This is a genomic window from Leptospira brenneri, assembly GCF_002812125.1.
GTDB classification, from domain to species: Bacteria; Spirochaetota; Leptospiria; order Leptospirales; family Leptospiraceae; genus Leptospira_A; species Leptospira_A brenneri.
The window spans coordinates 336,063-357,910 of the sequence record NZ_NPDQ01000005.1; the positions used below are offsets into that span (position 1 = coordinate 336,063).

The 21,848-nt window shown below is 37.1% G+C and carries 18 protein-coding genes; 15 read left to right on the plus strand and 3 right to left on the minus strand.

What is annotated here, in order from left to right:
- Positions 1-304: 304 nt before the first annotated feature.
- From CH361_RS19895 to CH361_RS13050, 6 genes are all read left to right on the plus strand, one after another.
- Positions 305-1,273, plus strand: a complete 969-nt coding sequence (locus CH361_RS19895; RefSeq protein WP_425268683.1) for an RHS repeat domain-containing protein — start codon at positions 305-307, stop codon at positions 1,271-1,273.
- On the plus strand, positions 1,270-2,460 hold the full coding sequence (locus CH361_RS13025) for a Kelch repeat-containing protein (protein WP_100791229.1): 1,191 nt from the start codon (positions 1,270-1,272) through the stop codon (positions 2,458-2,460). Before CH361_RS19895 ends, CH361_RS13025 begins: the two co-directional genes overlap by 4 nt.
- A 279-nt stretch (positions 2,461-2,739) precedes the next feature.
- The gene (locus tag CH361_RS19900) at positions 2,740-3,660 is read left to right on the plus strand and encodes an RHS repeat domain-containing protein (protein WP_476737591.1); all 921 of its coding nucleotides are present in this window, start codon (positions 2,740-2,742) and stop codon (positions 3,658-3,660) included.
- 10 nt (positions 3,661-3,670) lie between these two features.
- A complete protein-coding gene (locus CH361_RS13040) occupies positions 3,671-3,967 on the plus strand; it encodes a hypothetical protein (protein ID WP_100791231.1) in 297 nt (98 codons plus the stop codon).
- The gene (locus tag CH361_RS13045; protein WP_125232068.1) at positions 3,964-4,377 is read left to right on the plus strand and encodes a hypothetical protein; all 414 of its coding nucleotides are present in this window, start codon (positions 3,964-3,966) and stop codon (positions 4,375-4,377) included. The genes CH361_RS13040 and CH361_RS13045 overlap by 4 nt, the downstream gene beginning before the upstream one ends.
- A gap of 404 nt (positions 4,378-4,781) precedes the next feature.
- Entirely contained in the window at positions 4,782-6,803 is a 2,022-nt protein-coding gene (locus CH361_RS13050) for an RHS repeat-associated core domain-containing protein (RefSeq protein ID WP_244279860.1), read from the plus strand.
- A gap of 264 nt (positions 6,804-7,067) precedes the next feature.
- Here the strand turns inward: CH361_RS13050 and CH361_RS13060 are convergent, their stop codons facing one another.
- Positions 7,068-7,655, minus strand: a complete 588-nt coding sequence (locus tag CH361_RS13060; protein ID WP_100791234.1) for a hypothetical protein — start codon at positions 7,653-7,655, stop codon at positions 7,068-7,070.
- Between the two features lie 616 nt (positions 7,656-8,271).
- On the opposite strand from CH361_RS13060, the gene CH361_RS13065 reads away from it, so the two are divergent.
- From CH361_RS13065 to CH361_RS13095, 8 genes are all read left to right on the plus strand, one after another.
- Positions 8,272-8,745 (plus strand): hypothetical protein, encoded by a 474-nt coding sequence (locus CH361_RS13065; protein WP_100791235.1) that lies wholly within the window; start codon positions 8,272-8,274, stop codon positions 8,743-8,745.
- Positions 8,746-8,945: 200 nt separating this feature from the next.
- The gene (locus CH361_RS19855) at positions 8,946-9,284 is read left to right on the plus strand and encodes a hypothetical protein (RefSeq protein ID WP_244279862.1); all 339 of its coding nucleotides are present in this window, start codon (positions 8,946-8,948) and stop codon (positions 9,282-9,284) included.
- On the plus strand, positions 9,284-10,588 hold the full coding sequence (locus tag CH361_RS13070) for an RHS repeat domain-containing protein (RefSeq protein ID WP_244279864.1): 1,305 nt from the start codon (positions 9,284-9,286) through the stop codon (positions 10,586-10,588). The genes CH361_RS19855 and CH361_RS13070 overlap by 1 nt, the downstream gene beginning before the upstream one ends.
- Positions 10,589-10,675: 87 nt before the next feature.
- The gene (locus tag CH361_RS13075) at positions 10,676-11,386 is read left to right on the plus strand and encodes a hypothetical protein (protein WP_125232069.1); all 711 of its coding nucleotides are present in this window, start codon (positions 10,676-10,678) and stop codon (positions 11,384-11,386) included.
- The gene (locus CH361_RS13080) at positions 11,376-12,350 is read left to right on the plus strand and encodes a hypothetical protein (RefSeq protein ID WP_100791237.1); all 975 of its coding nucleotides are present in this window, start codon (positions 11,376-11,378) and stop codon (positions 12,348-12,350) included. The genes CH361_RS13075 and CH361_RS13080 overlap by 11 nt, the downstream gene beginning before the upstream one ends.
- Before the next feature lie 888 nt (positions 12,351-13,238).
- Positions 13,239-14,900, plus strand: a complete 1,662-nt coding sequence (locus CH361_RS13085; protein ID WP_100791238.1) for a sulfatase-like hydrolase/transferase — start codon at positions 13,239-13,241, stop codon at positions 14,898-14,900.
- A gap of 1 nt (position 14,901) precedes the next feature.
- The gene (locus CH361_RS13090) at positions 14,902-15,894 is read left to right on the plus strand and encodes a formylglycine-generating enzyme family protein (RefSeq protein WP_208861436.1); all 993 of its coding nucleotides are present in this window, start codon (positions 14,902-14,904) and stop codon (positions 15,892-15,894) included.
- Positions 15,891-16,937 (plus strand): MBL fold metallo-hydrolase, encoded by a 1,047-nt coding sequence (locus tag CH361_RS13095; RefSeq protein WP_100791239.1) that lies wholly within the window; start codon positions 15,891-15,893, stop codon positions 16,935-16,937. Before CH361_RS13090 ends, CH361_RS13095 begins: the two co-directional genes overlap by 4 nt.
- Before the next feature lie 34 nt (positions 16,938-16,971).
- On the opposite strand, the gene CH361_RS13100 is transcribed toward CH361_RS13095, so the two are convergent.
- Positions 16,972-18,087 (minus strand): hypothetical protein, encoded by a 1,116-nt coding sequence (locus CH361_RS13100; RefSeq protein ID WP_100791240.1) that lies wholly within the window; start codon positions 18,085-18,087, stop codon positions 16,972-16,974.
- 441 nt (positions 18,088-18,528) lie between these two features.
- On the opposite strand from CH361_RS13100, the gene CH361_RS13105 reads away from it, so the two are divergent.
- Positions 18,529-20,289: an alkyl sulfatase dimerization domain-containing protein gene (locus tag CH361_RS13105; RefSeq protein WP_100791241.1), complete on the plus strand. Its 1,761-nt coding sequence runs from the start codon at positions 18,529-18,531 to the stop codon at positions 20,287-20,289.
- On the opposite strand, the gene CH361_RS13110 is transcribed toward CH361_RS13105, so the two are convergent.
- Positions 20,268-21,788 carry an SDR family NAD(P)-dependent oxidoreductase gene (locus CH361_RS13110; protein WP_100791242.1) on the minus strand — a complete coding sequence of 507 codons (1,521 nt, stop codon included), beginning with the start codon at positions 21,786-21,788 and terminating at the stop codon, positions 20,268-20,270. The genes CH361_RS13105 and CH361_RS13110 overlap by 22 nt on opposite strands.
- Between the last annotated feature and the right edge of the window lie 60 nt (positions 21,789-21,848).

Sequence of the window (21,848 nt, forward strand, 5' to 3'; positions counted from 1 at the left end):
GTTAAGTCCGCGAATCATTATGTTGATTTATATTTACAGATAAAGTATCTACCTTGCAAAATCATCTAACTTAATTTAGATGATTGATTTTCATTCTTTTTTAATTCTCGGATACCACTCACCCCTCCCCGCGAGAAGGATACGGCGGGCTTGGTCCGAAGGACGGAAGCGAAGGCGGACCCCGGAGTAGCCTGATCCCGACAAACAAGAGGAAAGTGATCGCCAAACGGTAGATCATTTATGAGATTAATGTTATGTTCGGGACTCGCCCAGAAGCGACATTGGCAACGCACGAGTGTCAGGAATGTATTTCTTCCATCCTGATCATTTGGGTAGCATCATCATGATTACCGATGGAAATGGGAATGTTCTTGCTGGTGGGGAGCGAGGTGGTAAATCACATATCACGTATAAACCATATGGGGAAATCCTTCGAACAGATTCTTATGGGCCAGACATTACTAAATTCAAATATACGGGACAAGAGGAAGACCAGGAAAGTGGGCTTTACTATTATAAAGCTAGGTATTATGATGCTGGGTTGGGTCGATTTGCGAGTAACGATGGTATGGTGTTTCCTGATAAGGGACAAGGGATGAATCGTATGATGTATGTGGAAGGAAATCCGATAGCGTTTGTTGATCCAAGTGGAAATAATGCGATTGTTCACATGTTCAACCAGTTTTTTAGGCATGCATTTTTTGGAGCTGCAAAAATTGCTACCCAACAATTAAGAAGTCTTGGCCGTGGTCTAGATTATTCAGGTAGGAATGCTGGACGTGGAATTGATGGTGGGGCTCGTTGGTTGGCTAGTGGAGGAAATTATTCTAGGAATAAGGGAAATGATTTAGATAATTTGGTTGGAACCAAGAATTTTTTTGCATCAATTCAGAAGAGCGATGTATCAAATTGGCTAACAAAGCAGTATAAGGATATGAAAAATAAACCAGGGGTCAGAACCGAAGAAAAACAAATATCGCGCGACAAACGTGCTTTAGAATGGGAGTATATAGGTTATATGGGATATTGTCATATGGCATTTGGACAGTCTGGACTTTGGGCAGATCGACCTGGATTGAATACTTGCCTGACTATGGTACATTCTAATTACTCGGTCAAGTTGGATAATATATATCAGTCCTATGCTGTTCTTTCGGGAGTTATGGGTATCATTCAAAATACTTCGGGTCGCGAGCCAAATTGTGGAAATTATGAAACGGGCATTTCAACACCCGATTGCCCTGCCAACGATCCGACAAGGAATATAAAGTGAAAAAGTTTTCTCTTAATAAGCATAAGATTATCGCTAATACATTATTGATCTGTATTACTCTCACTGTGAGCTGCAATCTTGTTAGATCCGATGATACAAAAAATAAAAATTTGATTATTTCTTTGCTAGTATCAGCTTACTTTTTGCCTAATGGTAAATCTGAGATTGTTGCACTTTCTGACAAACCAGGCAGTATATTTCTTATTGGAGGTTCAAGCAAAAGAAATAACGCTATAACCAATATTTTTCATTATAATGACGGAACTTTGAAAAATATAATGAATCTGAAGCATCAACGAAGAAGTCATACGGCAACATTAAATCAAAATAAAGAAATAGTTGTTATCGGTGGTTATGATGGTTCGAATGCTTTGGAAAGTACTGAGATAATTAATATAGAAAATAATCGGATAGTTTTTGGCTCGAATTTGAATCAAAGACGAATGTGGCATACTAGTACTTTGCTAAATGATGGTCGAATTCTTGTGACTGGTGGATATAATGCTGATTCGGGATGGCTCACAAGTGCAGAAGTTTACAATCCTTTGACCAAACAATACTCATTCGTTGGTTCTCTCAACATAGCCAGACGATTACATACGGCGAATTTGTTAGATAATGGTGACGTTGTGATTATTGGAGGAGAAAACAAAACAAATGGATCGTTAAATTCTATCGAAATTTTCAATCCAACTTCAAATACCTTTACTTTGCTTGGTACTCAGATGGCAAGCAGACGAAGTGTCCACACTGCAACTAACATTGGGTCTAATAAGATTATGATTGTGGGTGGTTATATAATCGATCCTATTGACCAAATTAAAAATACTCCAACTGTCGAGATATTCAACGGAAACAATAATAGTGTTTCAGCGTCCCTTTCCTTGCCTAATGGAATACATGCGCAAGTTGCGATACCAAATGGGTTAAATAATATTTATATTTGTGGTGGTGCTGATTTGGATAGTAATCCAACAAAATTCCAAGATACATGTTACGATTTGAATCATGTAAATGGAACAATTGTCAGATCCTTCTCTCTGCAAAAAGAGAGGGCTTACCCAACAGGAAATCAATTACCTGAGGGTAAAATGCTGATTTGTGGTGGGAATAATACAGATTGGATTGACTCTTGTGAAATCATTTTTGAAAATATTTCAAGTTCTTTGGATACTAAGTTGTACTGATAAGCTACCTTCAAATGTTAGTATTTACCTTACACAGTCCTCTAACTTAATTTAGATGATTGGTTTTCATCCTTTTTTAATTCTCGGATACCACTTACCCCTCCCGCGAGAAGGATACGGAGGGCTTGGTCCGAAGGACGGGAGCGAACGCGGACCCCGGAGTAGCCTGATCCCGACGAACAAGAAGAAATTGATCGCCAAACGGTAGATAATTTATAGGATTCGTATTGTGTTCGGGACTCGCCCTGAAGCGACATTGGCAATGCACGAGTGTCTGGAATGTTCTTCTTCCATCCTGACCATTTGGGTAGCATTACCATGATTACTGATGGGAATGGGAATGTTCTTGCCGGGGGAGAGCGAGGCGGTAAATCACATATCACGTATAAACCTTACGGAGAGATATTAAGAACAGACTCTTTTGGCCCTGATATTACAAAATTCAAATATACGGGACAAGAGGAAGACCAGGAAAGTGGATTGTATTATTATAAAGCTAGGTATTATGATGCATCATTAGGAAGGTTTGCGAGTAACGATAGTATGGTGTTTCCTGATAAAGAGCAGGGGATGAACCGGATGATGTATGTGGAAGGGAATCCGATAGCGTTTGTTGATCCAAGTGGAAATAATGCGATTGTTCACATGTTCAACCAGTTTTTTAGGCATGCATTTTTTGGAGCTGCAAAAATTGCTACCCAACAATTAAGAAGTCTTGGCCGTGGTCTAGATTATTCAGGTAGGAATGCTGGACGTGGAATTGATGGTGGGTTTAAATTCATAATAAGTGGAGGAAAATTTAAAAGACAAAATGGGAATGATTTAGACAATCTGTTTCAGTCAGGCAATTTTTTCAAATCTTTGGCTCGTATGAGTGGCTATAATAAACTTTTTGTGAGTAGTCAATTCGATTACGCAAGAAAAATTGAACGTGACGAAAAGAAAGAATATGAAAAAGACTCCAAAATAGCCTTTTTATGTCCGTATACAGGTTATAAAGATTGTAGAACGGTTGCGGGCTTTTATATATCTAAACATGGAAAAGAATCATTTGAAGCGGTTGGATATGATCAATTAATAAAATCAATTCTGACTCAGCAGCAAGAGTGCGAACAGTATTTTGGCACAGGGGTAGCAGTCGGAAACCCATTCATGCAAAATCCTCCCGAAATACCACAGGATTGTATAAATAGATACTAGGAAATTATCGATGACTAAATTCATTATATTATTAATTTTAATATCGATGCTTATCAGTGAGTCTTATCCTGAGAGCAAAAAACAAAAAGGTCAAATAAACTTTTCAGAGGAAAAGCCGATTCATCCATTCTATGAAAAGTATGGAGAAGATGGTAATTTGAATTGTAGTGAAAAGCAAAATTGTATGTCAAATTGTGCTGGGAATATTTTTGTATTTAATAATAAAGATAAGAACCAAGTGATTCCCAGACAGGGATGCATAAATGAATGTAATCGAATCTTATGTAGGCAAGAAGTGAAGAAGTGAAGAAAAAATATAAAATACTAATATCTCTATTTTTTATATCCGTGTTTTTAAATTGCAATATTAACCAAGGAATTAATAGTCCCGATGGCGATTTTTATAGTGAAGCAGAAGCAGAAACAAAGTTAGGAATTGCTGTGTCTTTAAAATTATCTATGCATTTTAATGATTCCCACACCTTTCTTCCTTATGAGTTTCAGGAGGATTCGAATTGTAGAAACCAATCATTCTATTTAAAAAAGGAAGTGAACAATTGTGCTAATTTAATATTAATAACTGATTTCAAGAGTAGTGATATTTCTGATTATTTTGGAAAAGTAGGAGCTTTGGTTAGAGAAGTTTGTAAACTAGAAAAACAAATTTTTCTTTATAACTCATTTTCTGGAGAAATAAATTTTTGTAACCCTTATTGAACAATAGCTTTTGGGTCAAATGGATTTCATAAGAAATGACTGCGAGTAATAAATCTAAAGTATTTTATTAAAAGTGCATTCGCCTTATAGAATTCTTTAACTTAGTTTAGATTATTGATCTTTTTTCTTTACTTTTGGAAATTCCATCGATGAAAACTTGATTGGTAGTTCCTCCACTCCTGTTTTTATATTGGTGAGATATTTCGTTGTTATAAAACATGAGATCAACCAGAAAATCTTTTTTCATTTCATCAATTGTTTTATAAAGTTAGTTCTACCCGCGAGAAGGATACGGCGGGCTTGGTCCGAAGGACGGAAGCGAACGCGGACCCCGGAGTAGCCTGATCCCGACGAACAAGAAAAAAGTGATCGCCAAACAGTGGTGATGTTTTATTATAAGCGTTATGTTCGGGACTCGCCCAGATACTTTCAACGAATCTCGAAACCAAAGTTTTGAATATGACCATCTGAACCGAGTGACAAAGGCAATTGGTAAGTATGGAGAGGAGAACTACAATTACCATAGGAATGGAAATCTTTTAAATAAGGGAGCCTTTACGTATTCTTATGATAATGGAAACCATATCCATGCGGTGACGAGAGTGAATAGTCCGAACACAGGAATTGTTGGTTATACCTACGATTCTATGGGGAATATGACCACACGTAATGGTGACACACTCGTTTATAATGCACAAAACAAACTGAAACGCATCGAAACAGATGGTGGAGATCAGTTTGATTATACTTATGATCATTCGGGAATGAGGATTAAAAAAGCCCTTCAGAATTCGAACACAACCACCTATAGTTTTGGTAACTTTTACGAAATCCACCGTAGCCCAGGACAACAAGAGAAACATACTCTTTATGTGATCGGAGTGGAAGGGGATATGGTGGCACAATACAGTCGCCCCGATGCGATTTTGCTAAACCAGATGGCATCAAACAGTTGGATGGTGAATCCATTCTGTAAGGGTGTCAATATTGATTGTGATACGTATTGGAAGAACCGAACGAACTTTGCATTGATAAGTTTCTTAGAGGATACGAATCTTTATGTGGATGGTAAAATTAGAGAAGGCCATCGAGCGATCCCTTGGGTTGTCCTACTTGGATTATTATTTTGGGTAGTGTATCAGACAAAAGAAACTTCTTTAGAAACTGATTCCGAGGAAAGAGCTTCCAACGACATATTTGGAATTTCTATTTTACCGAATTTGACGAACTATTTCCAAAAACAGATTCCAAGATATGGGACAGCCCTGTTTGTCGTGGTATTTTCTTTTACAACAACAGCTGGATGTTTTCCCATCTTTGGAGGAGCGGAAGGAGAGACGGGAACCCCGATTTGGCTGATAGGGCTTGGAAATGGAATTCCATCAGATACTCAATCTGTCGGCAATGAACCAGGACAGGGCGGTAGTGGTGGAGGGGGATCTTCTTCCGGTAACGCACGAGTGTCTGGAATGTTCTTCTTCCATCCTGACCATTTGGGAAGTATTACCATGATAACCGATGGGAATGGGAATGTGCTTGCTGGTGGAGAGCGAGGAGGTAAAAGTCATATCACATATAAACCTTATGGGGAGATACTCAGAACGGATTCTTATGGTCCTGATATTACAAAATTCAAATATACGGGACAAGAAGAGGACCAGGAAAGTGGATTGTATTATTACAAAGCACGGTATTATGATGCTAGTTTGGGAAGGTTTGCAAGTAACGATGGTATGGTGTTTCCAGATAAAGAGCAAGGGATGAACCGGATGATGTATGTGGAAGGAAATCCGATTGCATGGCGGGATCAAACTGGGAATAGGATATCTACACCTCTAGCATGGGGTTTGATGGGAGCTGTGGCAGCTAAAAATTTTGGTATATCTGTCGAAGAAGGTTTCTTGTTAGGTTATGGGTTTGGAAGAGGTCAACAGAGGAATTTAAATAGTTCAAGATTCAGAAATACCTTACAGAATACATTAGGCAAAAATGGGCTTTTGGGTTGGACAGCCAATAACTTTTATAGTTTAAGGAAAATTGGTAGCCACTTATACAAATTAAACCATGACTATATTGAAACAGGTATGGGAGAAAGAAGAAAAAATTTGACTTTATTCTTAGAAGTGGCATGCAGATCAAAAAATGCAGATCAAACTACTTGTCGAAATCTAAGGATTTGGAATACCATTAGCTTTAAAAATGAAGAAGAAAGGTTTACCCGTACCAGGGATCCCTTTTTAGGAATGTGGAATTTTAAAGTTGATCCAATTAATGAAAGTCGAGTAACAGAGGAAGATGTAGGGTATAAAAATACCGCCCTCATCTGGAATTTTTATGAAGCCATTGTTTCTTGCTCTAACAAGGAACCTGATTGTTATGGAAATGGTATGATTAGAGGTTGGTATATTGCGAGTATGAAATGGTAAGTAAATTTATAATAGTTTTATTTCTTTCTGGTCTTTTATTAGTAGGCTGTGCTAAAGGAGATGAAGGATGTTTCAGTATATATGGTGTATCTGCATTATCCGATTGTGATAATCCATCTAATGACCCCGAAAAACAGAATCTGTGTTTACTATGGTTGTCTTTTTATCAACAATGCAAAAAGTGAAATTTTGGTTTAAATCTTAAGAATTTTTTTTGAGTATTGCGTCTACGGATTTTACCAATTGAAGTGTTGTTGTTAAACACTAATCAACAGGTTCTTCATCTTCTAGAATATCTAAGCTCGAGAATCCAATCATTAGATCAAATAATTCATTCAAATTAAAACCAAGTCTAATTCCGTAATATAATCCAATAGATGCCTCTAATTTTAATGGTGCATTACATTTTGCTATTTTTTTATTTGAGCTGGGTATTGATGGAACAGGTACGATGGTTAAAATATTTAAAATTTGATAATCTTTGTTTTTAGTTCGTTCTTTGGGGCGGTATTGACTATGTCCGCTAGAATTGACGAAAATGTTCGAAATTCCAACCTTGTTTGCAGGAGATTCTTTTCGAATAATTGGAATTATATCTAAAGTTGCACTATTTGATATTTCGTAGATCCCAAAATGTCCATCTCTCATGCCAATCCCTCTTGAATTACTGTTAATAGTCAAGCCACCTCCGAGGCACCAAAAGAAAACATCCGTTCCTATATTACCTTTTTCGATACCGATAGTAAAAACGTCAGCAGTATCGTAAGCTCGATTAAGAGAATATCTTTGAATACTTTCGCAGTGAATTAGGAAAAAAAATATTACAAAATTAATTAAAAAGATATGTTTCATTTCATTACATCTGACAATAAATCTTTCCGAAAAATTAACAATACTTTTATTATATTCCAGAATACTCTTAATCTGGAGGTGAAAAAAGATTCCGATTGTTTAGAAAACTATCGACTCGATTCAAATTAATTTAAAACTTGCGATTCCTAATTATATAGAAGGTGGTAGGTAATTAGGAATATGCGAAATCTGATGAAACTTTTTTATGCTCTGGTTTAAAAAGAGACTAATGGTCTGAAGAATCAATCTGAACTTTATATTCTGGAACGCAAACTATTACATTGACTGGTTTTTTAAAGGATACGAATCTTTACATCGATAGGATACATTTGTAGATAAAGTTGTGGGAATCCTTAAAAGTTTTCGATATGAGCGTGGCTCTGACAATAAGTAGATAAAGAATATTTGATTATTATGAATATAAGATTGATAAATTTGATTCTTATTTTGGGTTATACAACATTTTCATTTGGATTGATTGCTGAAAAAAAGAAAAAAGCAGAACAGAATTCTCGTCCTACTACAGCTTGGATTTTCGACTGTAAAGAAAAGAGAGAGTGTGTAAAAAAATGTGTGGATATGAGAGTATTGCAAGGGCATTGGGGAGGTGACGAATATGAAAATACAATCCGAACAGAATGTGTTAGATCTTGTCAAGAAAGGATTATTTGCACTAAAGACGATTTGTAGCTCAAAAAGTACAATTTTATACGCATTTTGGTTTATGCTTGAATCCTGTAGCAATAGCACTGGTATCTATGAGGATCGTTTGATTAAATTAGGAGACGCAGAAAAAGATCTAGCTATTTTATTTATTGCTAAACAAATAGAATATTTTCCAACGTCAACAATTGTAACGGATATTAATTTATCGAGTTATTCAAGATGTAATAGAGATGTCTATTACGATAAGAGTGATTTTCGGCGATGTATTTCCAATTTGGCTTTATATCCATTTACTTCTAGGAATACTGTTGATCTGGGACTTGAGTTTCATTTTTACATTAAAAACTATTGCAAATTAAAAAAGATTATAATGTTTGAAAATTCAATTTGGGGCGGAGAAATTAACTTTTGTGAAATTAATTGATTAACGAATCTCCATTTGTTTTTGATTAGATTGCAACTCTATATAATTAAACTTCAATATTTTTGTATCATTCTCCGCGAGAAGGATACGGCGGGCTTGGTCCGAAGGACGGAAGCGAATGCGCACCCCGGAGTAGCCTGATCCCGACAAACAAGAAGAAAGTGATCGCCAAACGGGAATGCAATGGTAAGTTCTGTATCATGTTCGGGACTCGCCAAAACACCTTTTACGAAATCCACCGTAGCCCAGGACAACAAGAGAAACATACTCTTTATGTGATCGGAGTGGAAGGGGATATGGTAGCACAATACAGTCGTCCGGATGCGATCCTTTTAAATCAGATGGCATCAAACGGTTGGATGGTGAATCCATTCTGTAAAGGTGTCAATATTGATTGTGATACGTATTGGAAGAACCGAACGAACTTTGCATTGATAAGTTTCTTAGAGGATACGAATCTTTATGTGGATATGGTAAAATTAGAGAAGGCCATCGAGCGATCCCTTGGGTTGTCCTACTTGGATTATTATTCTGGGTAGTGTATCAGACAAAAGAATCTAATTCAGGAGTTGATTTGGATGATAGAGCTTGCAACGACATATTTGGGATTTCAATTTTACCGAATTTGACGAACTATTTCCAAAAACAGATTCCAAGATATGGAACAGCACTTCTTGTAGTGGTATTTTCTTTTACGACAACAGCAGGGTGCTTTCCATTGTTACTTGGTGGGGCGGAAGGAGAGACGGGAACCCCGATTTGGATGCTGGGACTTGGAAATGGAATACCATCAGATACTCAATCTGTCGGCAATGAACCAGGACAAGGCGGTAGTGGAGGCGGGGGAGCTTCTACTGGCAATGCACGAGTGTCTGGAATGTATTTTTTCCATCCTGATCATTTGGGAAGTATTACTATGATTACCGATGGAAATGGAAATGTTCTTGCTGGTGGGGAGCGAGGTGGTAAATCACATATCACGTATAAACCTTACGGAGAGATATTAAGAACAGACTCTTATGGATCGGACATTACAAAATTCAAATATACGGGACAAGAAGAGGATCAAGAAAGTGGGCTTTACTATTATCAAGCTAGGTATTATGATGCTAGTTTGGGAAGATTTGCTAGTAACGACGGTATGGTGTTTCCTGATAAAGAGCAAGGGATGAACCGGATGATGTATGTGGAAGGGAATCCGATTGCATGGCGGGATCAAACTGGGAATAGCACAAATTATATGCATATGTTGAATCAAATGGTTCTCCATGCCGTGTTTGGAGCTGCAAAAATAGCTACACAACAAATGCGAAGTATGGGCCGTGGACTTGATTATGCGGGAAGGAATGCCGGTAGAGGAATTGATGGAGGGGCTCGTTGGTTGGCTAGCGGAGGAAATTATTCCAGGAATAGAGGAAATGATTTAGATTCTTTATTTCGGATGAAAAATGTTTTTGGAGCACTAGAAAAATCAGATTTGAGTAATTGGCTATCTAAACAATATAACGATTTTCGTAAGAAACCATTTTGGAATAGCGATGATAGAAAAAATAGAAAAAATAAAGATCAGTATGAAAGAGGAGAGATTGTATGTTACGCATTGTTTACCGGGAATTCTTTACAGTTAACAGCATGTCTCCAAGCCAATTTGGCACAGTATCAAAATGAGAATAGCAGAATAAATTATGTAAATGATTTCGGTAGTTCTTCACCACCTTCTAGCCAGGGAATTATAATTAATATTGCTATCGCTTGTACTTTTCCAAACGACGATGAACCTGGAAAAGCCACTTTTTGTAAATCGGATCCTAAAAATCCAGAGAATAATAAACCAAAGCCATAGGATGCAAGCAACCAAAATATGAATTATAAAATTAAACTATTAATCTTTGGATTTCTAATATTTACTTCAACTATTGGAGCAACCGAAATGAGCACGTTATATAGGGAAAGCCATTTTGGTTTTTTCTTTAATATCAGTGGTAATGATGATATTCGGACTTTATCTCCTAGTTCCGAGTTCAGGCAAAAGCCTTGGGAATCCTATGGAAGAGGAACCTCCGTATCGTTTTTTTATAATACCTTTGACTATCAAAGTATCATTCTTAAACTGTATTCGAACTCCACTCCTGCAAATTCCGGTTATACTAGTTTTGAAAGATTCGGTCAGTCCTTTGGAATTTATGAATATAAAAGTAAAACAGTAAGGCCTGATATTGAGTTGGCTTATAAGTTCTATATTTTTAGAAATGGATTCTATCTTTCGCCAGTTGTGGGTCTGGCATCTCCGCGAAGCGTTGAATATCAGAAATCAACTCCTTTTTTTGTAGATAAAAAAGATGGATTATACACTTTTTCTTATGAATCTAGTTCTAGACTTTACGGCGGAGTAGATATAGGTTTTACTTGGACGATATTTGAGAATTTCTTGATTAATCTAGGTTATGGGCTGAAATATTCAGATTCTCCTAGAATCCGATACAACTCAGAATATACAATAAATGATTCTCTATTACATGGCGATTTTAATATGCTAAACTTGATTTCTACTGCAATTATCACTCGTTCGAATGATACAGAGTATACTTTTGTAAAAAGGGGCTCTAGTTCGCTTTATATAGAAGCTGGTTATGTTTTTTAAAAATAGAAAATATTCGATTTTTGTTTGTATGCTCGTCTTTGTTTTAGTTTTCAGACTATTTGGTGTTGATGTCTATTTGAATCCAGAAGAAGAGAGGAGTTCTCTTATTCATTTAATAGAAGAAAGATATCATTTAAATGAATCTTATCTGAAGAATAGAGTTAAGAATTATTTGGAATTTAGAAGTAATGATTATTATATTTGGTTTCTTTTTGGTTCTATTTTATCCAATTCTAACCAAGATGAATTTATTTTGTTTAGTAAACTTGAATCCTCCTTGAGGGCAGAGGGATACAAAAGTCGTGAGTGGCTATATTCCTCTTTAGTTGGTGCAAAACTAGCATCTGGATTATATGAATTATCAGAACAAAGCTTTTCCAATCTTGAGGAAATTCATAATTCGATTCGAAGGCAATTTAATTTTAGAAAAATCTATAATCACACCTTGCCTTTGAATAGCTTTGCGGGTAATTGTCCTGAGAGGGAGGAATGGATTGACATTATGGAAAAAGATGTTAATCCATCTAATTTTTATAATGGTACAAAGCCTGTTAGTTACTTACTTTTTTCTCACTTCCCGATGGTATTTATTGGGAAGTGTAGGCTACATTCCGATAGTATATTAAATGCAATTTTGAAAACAAAAAGTGATCGGGAAGAAAATGAATATTCGAAAGCCCTTGTATCACTTTTTAATGCAGATCGTCTATTCTTCACCTATGGAGACCCGGAATATAATCTTAGGGAGTATCGGAGAATAAAGTCGAGTTTAAGTGACGAAAATTTCCCACGTTGGTTTATCGAAAATTTAAATTTCCGAATAGGTTTTCTGTGTATCAATCAGGAAAGAAATTGTAGTGAATATGAACGAGGATTAAGAAATGATCCAAATTTATTTGCTCGAAAAGATTCGATTTTGTATAATTATATTCTACTAGGTTATAAAAAATTTGTCCAGAGATAGGATACATCTTACACAATCAAATTCACTAATTTAGATTATTGATTTTTTATATATTTGCCTTAGACTCCATTTCATTGGCAGTTTCATAACGTCCTGTCAGTGATTAGGACATACTTTTGAAAAAGGTTCGATGAAGCTTTTCGCATATACAGTAGAACTTCTTTGGACACAATTACAAACCGAACTAACCGAAGAAAAGAGCTTTCATGTTTAGTCTTAAGGAGTTCACCTGGCGAAGAATTTGATTCTAAATTATCAAAAGATATGAGTCTTTACTTCCCCCCCCCCCCGCGAGAAGGATACGGCGGGCTTGGTCCGAAGGACGGGAGCGAATGCGCACCCCGAAGTAGCCTGTTCCCGACGGACAGGGAAAAACTAGTCGCCAAACGGTTGATCATTGATCAGATTGGTTTCATGTTCGGGACTTGCCCGGATGATTAGGTGAGATAATAGTAGGTGAATCGTTTTGATATTTGGAGAAGGAACGTTGAAGTCGCGTCAGATAATTAAGGTTTCAATTTTTTCCTTTTTGCTTGAAATGTTTTCTTTAGTTCATTGCAATCGTTTGAATCCGACCGAACAGTCTCCACGGAAAAGAGGAGAATCTTTTATTAATTGTTATCTACTGAGCCAAACCGATTTTCCCACTAAATCGAAAGAAACTATATTTCAAGAATGTTTGGTTTGTTATGCTAGAGTTTGTAATTTCCCCAGCTTATCATCTTATTAGATTCCTACTCATAAATCCTGCTTAATTCATTGTTCGAATTTTCATTGGACTGGATGGATTGATTCTTTTTTCGTTTTTCTAAAAATTCAAGTCTTACTAAACTCTTGGCGATTACGGCATTCGAAGATTAAGTCCATTCCAAGGGCTTTATTTTTCTGATGAAACTTTTTAAGATAATTTTCTCTGCTTTTTTTGTTCTTTTGCTACTTGCGGGTATCCTGTATTACAATCGTTTGCTTTTGTTACGTTATTCGCTTGGTTGGATCACCGACATTCGTCATCCTAGAGAACCAAACCATCCAGTCCCTTGGTTGTCTGGGCCTTTGGAGCCAAACGGAAAATTAAAGAATCGTCCTCCGAATATCATCGTGATTATGGCAGACGATTTGGGATTTAATGATGTTACAACGTATGGCGGTGGTTATGCGGATCTTGGTGTTCCCACTCCTCATATTGACTCCATTGCAAAGGCGGGAGTGCGTTTTGATTCTGGTTATTCTGGAAGTGCTGTGTGTACTGTCTCACGTGCGGCACTTTTAACTGGGAGATATCCGTCTCGGTTTGGAGTGGAATACACTCCAACACCTGGAGCCTTGGCTCGAGTGGGTGCTGATTTATATGCAGATCCCAACCGATTGTATCCAGTGATCATCGATAAAGAAAAGGCAGAGAAATCTAAAAGTTTTAATGAACTGGGAATGCCAACTTCGGAAATTACAATTGCTGAAGTTTTGAAGGAAAGGGGATACCATTCCGTTCATATAGGCAAATGGCATTTGGGAAGTACGGAAGAAATGCGACCCAACAAACAAGGGTTCGATGAAACTCTTTTTATGGAAAGTGGATTGTATTTACCCGTTGATGATCCTAATGTTTATAATTCAAAACAAGATTTTGATCCGATTGACCAGTTTTTATGGCCGAATATGCGGTTTGGTGTGAGTTATAACGGTGGTAAGTGGTTTGAACCGAGCCGGTACTTAACAGATTATTTTACAGATGAAGCTGTCAAAGTCATTGAAACAAATAAAAATCGTCCTTTCTTTTTATTTTTAGCACACTGGGCAGTACACACTCCCTTACAAGCAAGTAAGGAAGATTACGATGCACTCTCTCATATCAAAGATCATCGAAAACGAGTGTATTTGAGTATGATTCGTTCTCTGGATCGGAGTGTAGGAAGAATATTATCTTCACTCAAGGAAGAAGGTCTAGAGGAAAATACCATCGTGATTTTTACCAGTGATAATGGGGCTCCTAATTACATTGGTTTGCCGGATGTGAATCGTCCGTTTCGTGGGTGGAAGTTAACTTTATTCCAAGGAGGAATTCGTGTTCCTTATATGGCTAAGTGGCCAGGCCATATCAAACCAGGTACTAAGTATCAAAATGCCATAACTAATATTGATATCCTACCTACAGTGGTGAGTGCTGCTGGTGCGAAGTTACCAGAGGATAGACAAATTGATGGGGTCAATCTGTTGCCTTATTTAAAAGGACAAGGGATTCAAAAGTCTCGTCCTCTTTTTTGGAGTGATGGATACTACCAAACGGTGCAGTCGGATGGATGGAAATTAATTCAAACAGAACGACCTAAAAAGAAATGGTTGTTTCATCTAGATTCTGATCCTTTGGAAAAGAAAAATGTAATTTCATCCTTCCCAAATAAACTGACCGAGTTAGAAAATTTATTAGTAAATTATAATAAACAAATGCCAAAAGCACTTTGGCCTTCATTCATTGAGTTTCCTGTGTCGATTGATAAAACCTTGGATCAGAAGCAGGAGACAGACGATGAATATACTTATTGGGTGAACTAATTTGTTTTTACACAAAAGAAAGTTAATATTCTTTTTTCTTTGTATTGGTTTTTATCAGTGTAATTTAGTTTCCAATATTTTTGAAACCAAAAGAAATGTTTGTCATTATTTAAAATCCAATCAGGATACCAAATATTCTGGTATGGTTTTTATTCCTTCTGGGAAGTTTAGGAAAGGAGATTCTGTTTATCCAGAAGAATCGCCTGTATACGAGACTTCTGTATCTAGTTTTTGGATGGATGAAACTGAAGTGACGAATGATCAATTTTCAGAATTTGTTTCGAAAACTGGATATATTACAGAAGCCGAAACCAAACTAAGTACAAAAGGTAAAGGCGAGACCACCCTGGACTCCGATTTATTTACACCAGGCGCTGTGGTGTTTCATCAACCTACAAACCAAAGAGAAAAGAGTTCTCCACTGGAATGGTGGAATTACATCCCTGGGGCAAATTGGCGTCATCCAGAAGGTCCAGGATCTTCGATCGAAGGAAAAGGTTCTTACCCAGTAGTTGCGATCACATATCGGGATGCAGGCTTATATGCAGAGTGGAAAGGGCATTCACTTCCCACTGAGGTGGAATGGGAATGGGCGGCTCGCGGTGGAGGATTCGAAAAATCATCTAACGAAAACATCTCCATAAAAGAGGCCAATACATGGCAGGGTGAGTTTCCTTTTTTGGATGAAGGAAAAGATGGGTTTATTGGAATATCACCTGTTGGATGTTATGCGAAAAATGGATTTGGCCTTTATGATATGATTGGTAATGTTTGGGAATTTACTTCCGACTCTTGGATTCCAAATCAGAAACTTGATAAAACAAAATACCATACAATCAAGGGTGGTTCCTTTCTTTGTGCACCAAACTACTGCAAAAGATATAGGGCAGCCGCAAAACAACCGCAAGAAGATCAGTTAGCCTCTAGCCATATTGGTTTTAGGACCATCTTACGGATGAATTCATATAAAATGAAAATTAAGGAAAATTTATGAAAAAAAATCCAATCAAACTTTCAAAACTCTGTATTTTGTTTGTTTTGTTACTTTGTCTCTCTTGTTCTTGGGATCAAATCGTACGCGGTCGAGTCATTGAAAGTATCAATGCGAAAGCAGATGTCGCTCGTGATCTTTTGGATCCAAATAAAATTACGATCATTCTTACGGGAACAGGATCTCCTATTCCTTCCGATAGAATTCAAAACTCCACAGCCATTTTTGTGAATGGACAGTTTTTGGTTTTTGATTGTGGGGATGGGGTAGCCTTCGCAATGGAAAAACTTCATTTGCCTGTCACTGATATTAATGGTATATTTATCACTCACTTTCATTCAGATCATTTTGCTGATTTGGGAGAAGTGATTGATCGAAGTTGGTTACTCGGTAGAAAACAAACTCTAAATGTGTACGGACCTAAAGGAACCAGTGAACTAGTAAATGGTTTTTTAAAAAGTTATGGGCAAGAGTATTTTTATCGAACCAAACATCATGGAGAAGCGGTCGTACCTTCTCAATGGAAGGGAGCAAAACCAAATGAATTTTTACCAAACGCAGATGGTTCTTCTAAGATTGTTTATGAAAAAGATGGAGTCATCGTTCGGTCTTTTTTTGTGAATCATGTCCCGGTGGAACCGGCCGTTGGATATCGAATCGAATACAAGGGAAAGTCGATTGTGATTTCGGGTGACACAGCGGATTCAGAGTTTTTAAAGAAACAATCATCGGGAGCAGATTATCTAATTTCAGAAGTGATGAGTAAATCAATCGTTGCAAAAATTGGAGAATCTTATCAATCTCTGGGAAGTCCACGTTTTACTAAAATTATGAAAGACATTCAGTTGTATCATATTGATGCAGAAGAATTGGGCAGACTGGCAGAAGCTGCAAAGGTAAATACTTTAGTTTTGACTCATATGATTCCTGTTTCTAGGAACTTTATTCAGACAAAGTCTTTGTACAAGGATCCCATTCGAAAATCATTCCAAGGAAATTTGATCATCGGTGAAGATGGTAAAAGAATCGAAATTCCTTTACCATAAGAAGTTATATTCTGCAATCAATACCAACATTCATTTAAAATAAATAAGTGAATGTTGGTCCAATTTCCCATCCGCGTAAATTAAGTGGATTGATTTCAGCTTCTGCATAAACCCCACCTGCTGTGATTCCAAAATATTTATTAAAAAACATAGTCACTGATCCGCGTACTTCCCAAGCAGCTAAAACAGGATTTCGTCTCACATCAGAACGGAAGATTAAAAATTTAAAAGGACTGTATTGTAACCGAAGTCCCACGTTTCCAAATTCTTTATTGATCGAATTGTAAAGTGGAAGGGCATAAGCACTTCCTAAACCTTGATAGGCCCAAGCGTTGGCAATGGCACTTGGGTCGGATGGTAATAATAGTTGGTCTGACCTTTGGGCAATTCCTACCGTAGAGAAAACATTCGCATAAAACCTTGCGTCCCGATACTGAAGGTATGGTTCGATTTCCCAGTTTTTGAAATATGTAGATTTGAATCCAATTGTGAAGCTATTAATTCTCATATTATCATTCAATTGGATTTTAGGAAAGGCTACATAATGGTTGGAAACATTTGTTGATTCCAATACATTTTCCCATTGGTAATTGCCTGTTCTTTGAAATTGTCGAACAGAGAATACAGTGGCAAAACTATCTGTGATTTTTTGAGTATAGTCAACTCGAATGTTTCGAACAATATGTTCGGAAGAAGAATCAAAAGAACGAACGGGAACAGTTCCTTGGTGTGCGGGAGACATTTTTAAATCCAAAGATGTATACCCATAAGCAAACAACCATTTGTCGTTCATAAGTGTAAAAAGAGATCCTTGGTTGGTTCCTGTTCCTTCTGAAGGAAAGTTTGTGGTTCCGGCACTGGTAAGGCCAGTCCGTTTCCCTATGCCTGGATTGATTTGTAATCCCGTATTTGGATCCCTATGAGCGAAGGGGATATTGGGATTGGTTTGGATATCTGCCTTTCCCGTTCCTGCATAAAAGAGAAATCTCCACCTTTCTTTCTCCGATTTCTCGTCATCCGGTGTAGTCGTAACCGTTTGAGGAAGATCGTTTGTTTGGGGTAGGCCCTGCGGTGTTTTTGGCGTAGATTGTGCCAAAATAGGAAAAAAAGCGAAAAGAAATAAGGTTAGGGTCCATCGAAATTGTTTCATTAGGTCTCTCTATAAGTGTTTTGGACACTGTTCTCTTAAGTGGGTAGAGAGATAGGCCGAAATCTGTTATTGCAGAAATATATCCAATATATTGTATATTGTGCATAGTGATTCGTTTAGGATGGGAAGTTTTTTTTAATTGGAATTGGATCATTGGAGAAGAGGTATATAGCAACTGTTTGGTGATTTAAAATTCTCACCTTTTGCATCTGCAAGATAACTTAATTCTCTCTCTCAATATATATATGAATTACAGTGTTTGGAACTAATATTGTTTTTAGAAATCTTCGGTATATCTGATAAAGTTTTTTTCTTTGTTCGTAACTCCGATGGATTATACAATTCGTACAATTGAATGTATTAAACTGGTAAGTTCCCATAATTGAATTTTAAAACTAAGTTTCATTTCTAGTCTCTTTATTGGTTTGATAGATTCAGCTTATGAAATCCATTTTTCGATCCCTATGTATATTTATTTTTTTACTCCAATTCCATGTTTGTCATTCGGCAAAACAAAAAGAAGGAACAAATGATACTCACAAACTGCATTTAGAGGAATTTAATGTAGAGTTTGAAAAGAAAATTTATGAAGTGGCGCCGGGAGTTTATTCGGCAGTAGGGTATGGGATTGCCAATTCCATCTTACTTGTTGGTAAGGATGGATTAATCGTTATCGATACTTTAGATGAGATAGAAGCATCCAAACAAGTTCTAGAAGAATTTAGAAAAATATCAAAACTACCAATCAAAGCAATTATCTATACCCATAGTCATCCAGACCATATTTTTGGTTCTGTAACTTTTGTTTCGGGAGAATCACCAGAAGTATATGCGCATGAGAGTTTGTTACCTGCAGTTCAAAAACTGGCAAGTGAGACCACTCCCATCATTGGAACAAGAAGTGCTCGGATGTTTGGAAATTATTTAGAAAAAAGTGATTTGGTAAACGTAGGAATTGGTCCTTACCAAGGATACAATGCCGATACAAAATTGGATTTTGTTCCTCCTACAAAAACATTTAGAGATAGTTTGGAAATTGAAGTATCTGGAATTCGTTTGAAGCTGATCCACGCACCAGGTGAAACAGACGATCAAATTTATATCTATCATCCAGAAAAAAATATTTTATTTGTCGGAGATAATTTTTACAAAGCCTTTCCAAACCTTTATACCATCAGGGGGACTTGGTTTCGTAGTTTAAAAAATTGGTATCAATCTTTGGATATCATCAGGAATTTAAAGCCGGAACATCTAGTTCCAAGTCACGGCAAACCAGTATCAGGAAAAACATATATTTATGATATTGTTACCGATTACAGAGATGCCGTACAATTTGTACATGATCAGTCCCTTCGTGGAATCAATGCCGGATACCACCCGGATGATTTGGTTGAATTTGTAAAACTCCCCGATCATTTAAAAAAATCTCCCTACCTCCAAGAAGTGTATGGAAAAGTGTCTTGGTCGGTTCGTTCCGCATTTACCGGGAATCTGGGTTGGTTTAGTGGTGACTCAGCAGAATTACAACCACTAGATCGGAAGGCTTATGCGGATTTGATTGTGGATCTTGCGGGAGGAAAAGAGAATCTATTAAAATATACAAAAAGTAAATTACAATCCAAAGAATACCAAGCGGTTTTGAGTTTGTCTGGGTATCTACTTCGAAATGATCCAAAATTAACAGATGTGGTTCCTTTGCGAATTGAAGCTTTGGAAAATTTAGGCCAACTAGAATCGAATGCGAATGCAAAACATTATTATCTTACAGAGGCTTTGGAATTGAGAAACAAGTTTGTCGCTAAAATCAAAGTAAGGCCAAGTCCTGCTCTATTACGACGTTATCCTGTTAAGGTAATTCTTAGCAGTTTTGTTACAAACTTAGATCCAAACGCTAGTATCGATTCTGATGAAAAAGTAGGTTTTGTTTTTTCTGATACAAAAGAATCGTATACCATTTATGTCAGGAAGGGTATTGCAGAAGTGATCCCTGGTTTACTAGAGGATTCGAAGATTGTTGTGGAACTTGATTCCCAAGATTGGAAAGAAATGTTAGTAAAAATTAAAAACCCAATTACTACTCTACCTAAATTTACTTATAAAAAAGGTGGGCTTTTGGCTTTTACTCAGTTTTTGAAAAAGTTTTCTCCGAAAGAACAAATTCTCTCTTCGCAAATTCCTGTTTACCAATCAATCGGGAAGTAGTCTTTTAAAAATTTCCCGATCCAGTGTTTCCCTGTATTGGCACCGTCAAACAGGGGATCAACGACTCTCGCAGCTCCATCCACAATATCAAGTGGTGGTTGGAAATCATGTAAGTCTTGTTTTCTTTTCGCAAGTTCCACTGGATCTTCGTCGGTAACCCATCCCGTATCCACCGCATTCATAAAAATTCCGTCCTTCGCAAAATCTTCTGCGGAGGTATGAGTCATCATATTCAGGGCAGCTTTTGCCATATTGGTATGAGGATGGCGGTCTTCTTTTTTGAATCTATGGAATTTCCCTTCCATGGCTGAAACATTAATGATATGTTTTTTTCCTGTATTGTCTCTTCGCATTAGACCAACGAGACGGTTACAAAGGACAAAGGGTGCAACGGCATTCACTAATTGAACTTCCAACATTTCGGAAGTATTGATTTCTCCAAGTCGCAGTCGCCAACTGTTTGTTTTGCGAAGATCTACTTGTTGTAAATCGGCATCCAATTCTCCTTCTGGAAAAACCGCTTCCAATTCATTTGAATTGTCATGAGAATAGGGGATTTGTGAAAGTGCCGCTGAGGAACGGATCCCCACACCCGGTGTTTTGTGATTCCAACTGACTGCCAGTGCGGTGGCAGTATCTTTCATTTCTGAATCAGACCGGTAAGAATCTAATTCTTGTTTGCAGTGTTGGTAAAAACTAAGTAACTTTTGTGCATCTGTAGGTAACTCGGAAATACTCAGTTTTTCTACGTCAAGTAGATGGCCATAAAAGCCGGGAGGTCGTCTTACCGTTTGTGCTGCATTATTGATAAGAATATCTAATCTTTCTAAATGAGTTTCTAAAAATTTACAAAAAATTTCTACACTTGGTGTATGTCTCAAGTCCAAACCAAAAATTTGTAATCGATCCTTCCATAAATGAAAATCAACTTCTTTGGAAAAACGTATTGCCGAATCATTGGGAAATCTAGTTGTAGCAATGACTCTAGAACCAGAGCGTAACAAGAGTAAGGTTGCTTGATACCCAATTTTTAAACGAGACCCTGTAATCACTGCCACGGTTCCTTTTAGATCTGCTGTCTGAAACCTTTTCGAATAATTGAGTTCTGAGCAATTAGGACACATTGCATCATAAAAAAAATGGAGTTTAGTAAACGGTGTTTTGCAAATATAACAAGGTTTTGGGGTCAGGAGTTCTTCCGCTTTGTCCCAAGACCATCCCGCTGAATTGGAAATTTGTAAAGGTGCTTTGAAAACGGTAGTTTCTCTTGCTCGTCTGATTCCTGTTAAAGCAGTTTTTTGTTTTTCCTGAATTTTGAGTGTTTGTTTTTTTTCAACGCGAACAGTTCTGTTCCTTTTGCGTACTTCGTTACGGTCAGGGCGTGAAATTTTTCCACATAGGATCATTAATTCCAATCGTTTTTCTTCGGAAATAGTTACAAGTTCCTTGGGAGAATCCAAAAGAGCCTTTAGATCTTGTAACAAAGAATCAATGTCCATAGAACCAGAGTTTTGGTAGGCGATGGTGAATCAAGTATCTATCACAGATACCCTCTTGAA